We start from the raw sequence: 2638 nt of genomic DNA on the forward strand, positions 1-2638 counted from the left end.
GGCCTTGGCGCTGCATCCGGGCCAGGTTGGCCAGCTGCCGACCGGGGCCGCACTCCAGCAGCGCCCAGGTGCCCTCGGCGAGCAGGGCGGCCACGCAGTCGCCGAAGCGCACCGGCCGGCGCAGGTGCGCGGCCCAGTACGCCGGGTCGGTGGCCTGCTCGGCGGTGATCCAGGTGCCGGTGACGTTGGACAGGAACGGGATCGCCGGCGGGCCCAGCGGCACCCCCGCCATCAGGGCGGTGAACTCGGCCAGGATCGGTTCCATCATCGGCGAGTGGAAGGCGTGGGAGGTGCGCAGCGCCTTGCTCTTGCCCTTGATCGTCTCGGCGAACGCGGAGACCGCGTCGCTCTCGCCGGCCACCACGCAGGTGCCCGGGCCGTTGACGGTGGCGATGGCCAACCCCTCGGGGAGGCGTGGCGCGACCACCGACTCGTCCAGCGCCACGGCGAGCATCGAGCCGGCCGGCAGGGACTGCATCAGCCGGCCCCGCGCGGCGACCACCCGCAGCGCGTCCGGGAGGCTCAGCACCCCGGCGACGGTGGCGGCGACGTACTCGCCGATCGAGTGACCGATCATCGCGGCGGGCCGCACCCCGGCCCGCAGCCAGAGGGTGGCGAGGGCGTACTCGACGACGAAGAGGGCCGGCTGGGTGTAGCGGGTCTCGGTGAGCTTCTCCCCCGCCTCCGGGTCGCGGCCGAGGATCAGGTCGCGGACGTCCAGGCCCAGCTCGGGGCGGAGCAGTTCGGCGCACTCGTCGACGGTGGCGGCGAAGGCGGACTCCTCGGCGTAGAGCTGCGCGCCCATCCCGGCGTACTGGGAGCCCTGCCCGGAGAAGAGCAGACCCACGCGGGGCGCGGGGCCGTCGACGACGCCGGACTGGCGGCGGCGCGGGGTGCGCAGCGCGGTCACCGCGTCCGGCAGGTCGGCGGCGACCACGGCGACCCGGTGCGGGTACTCCTGCCGGCCCACCCGCAGGGTGTGCGCCACGTCCGCGAGCAGCTGCGGCCCGCCGTCGGTGGCGCCCTCCACGGTGCTCGGCGAGGCGCAGCACGGCGGTGTCCAGGGCGGTGGGCGGTCTTCGCCGACACGTGCAGCAGCTGCGCCGGGCGACCGTCCGGTCGGCCCGGTGCGCCGCCGGCGCCTCCTGGAGCACCACGTGGGCGTTGGTGCCGCCGATGCCGAAGGAGCTGACCCCGGCCCGGCGCGGCCGCCGTCGGTGTCCCACTTGGTCAGCGTGTTCGCCACGTAGAACGGGGTGTCGGCGAAGTCGATCGCCGGGTTCGGCTGCTCGAAGTTGATGCTCGGCGGGATCAGGCCGTGCTCCATCGCGAGCACCGTCTTGATCACGCTGACGATGCCGGAGGGCTGGCTGAGGTGGCCGATGTTGGACTTCACCGAGCCGATGCCGCACCAGCCCCGGTCGTCGGTGTCCCGGGTGTAGACGGCGGAGAGGGCGGCGACCTCAATCGGGTCGCCCATCGCGGTGCCGGTGCCGTGCGCCTCGACGTAGCTGATGCTGCGCGGGTCGATCCCGGCCATCCCGACGGCCTGGGCGATCGCCTCCATCTGCCCGTCGATGCTGGGGGCGGTGAAGCCGACCTTGCCGGCGCCGTCGTTGTTGATGGCGTTGCCGAGCACCACGGCCCGGATCGCGTCGCCGTCGGCGATCGCGTCGGAGAGGCGCTTGAGCAGGGTGACGCCGACGCCGCTGCCCCAGACCGTGCCGTTGGCGGCGGCGTCGAACGGCCGGCACCGCCCATCCGGCGAGGTGAAGCCCTCCATGCCCAGGTAGCCGACGTGCGGCAGCTCGACGTTGACCCCGCCGGCGAGCGCCATGTCGCACTCGCCGTTGCGCAGCGCCTCGCAGGCCAGGTGGAACGCGACCAGCGAGGTGGAGCAGGCGGTGTGCACGGTCAGGCTCGGCCCGCGCAGGTCCAGCCGGTACGACACGTTGGTGGCCACGTAGTTCGGCGAGTTGCCGGTGGCGATGGAGACCGCCCCGTGCGGGTTGCCGCCGACGCGCTTGTTGCGGATGACGTACCGGTGCAGGTAGGTGTTGCCGCCGGTGCCGGCGTACACGCCGACGGCGCCGTCGTAGCGGGCCGGGTCGTAGCCGGCGTCCTGCAACGCGGTGTAGCAGCTCTCCAGGAACAGCCGGTGCTGCGGGTCGGTGATCTCCGCCTCCCGGGCGGTCATCCCGAACAGCCCGGCGTCGAACTCGTCGTACCCGTCGACCAGCGGCGCCCGGTTGACCCACCCCGGGTCGTCGACCTCCTCCACGGTGGCGCCCCGCGCCAACTGCTCCTCCCGGCTCAGCTCGGTGACCGACTCGACGCCGTCGACCAGGTTGCGCCAGAACTGGCGGACGTCGGCCGCGCCGGGCAGCCGGGCGGCGAGCCCGACGATCGCGATCGGCTCGATGCCGTCGTCGGCGGGGAGGTCGGGTGCCATCGGGTTGTCCATCTGCGTGTCCTTCATTGCGCGGTGCCGCCGGGGCGGCGCTCGTCGGTCAGCTCCGGGAAGTACGCCGGCAGCTGGTCCGGCCGAGCGTCCGCGCGCACCTGCTGGAGACCATCACCTCCCCGGGCGGGCTGCGCGAGTTCCGCCCCGCGCACGTCGCCGAGCGGCGCGGCGGGG

The 2638-nt window shown here is 74.0% G+C and carries 1 protein-coding gene and 3 pseudogenes; 1 reads left to right on the forward strand and 3 read right to left on the reverse strand.

What is annotated here, in order from left to right:
- The 3 genes and pseudogenes from JNW89_RS33985 to JNW89_RS33995 form a co-directional block, all read right to left on the reverse strand.
- Positions 1 to 1030: acyltransferase domain-containing protein (locus JNW89_RS33985; protein ID WP_375155183.1), on the reverse strand; the 1030-nt coding region annotated here is incomplete at its 3' end.
- Between the two features lie 58 nt (positions 1031 to 1088).
- A pseudogene (locus tag JNW89_RS37155) lies at positions 1089 to 1412 on the reverse strand (ketoacyl-synthetase C-terminal extension domain-containing protein); the annotation flags it as partial.
- Positions 1349 to 2479, reverse strand: a pseudogene (locus tag JNW89_RS33995) (beta-ketoacyl synthase N-terminal-like domain-containing protein); the annotation flags it as partial. The pseudogenes JNW89_RS33995 and JNW89_RS37155, both read right to left, overlap by 64 nt.
- Here JNW89_RS33995 and JNW89_RS39515 point away from each other — a divergent pair.
- Positions 2461 to 2638, forward strand: a pseudogene (locus JNW89_RS39515) (molybdopterin molybdenumtransferase MoeA); the annotation flags it as partial. The pseudogenes JNW89_RS33995 and JNW89_RS39515 sit on opposite strands and share 19 nt — an antisense overlap.

The organism is Micromonospora sp. 4G55 (assembly GCF_016803375.1).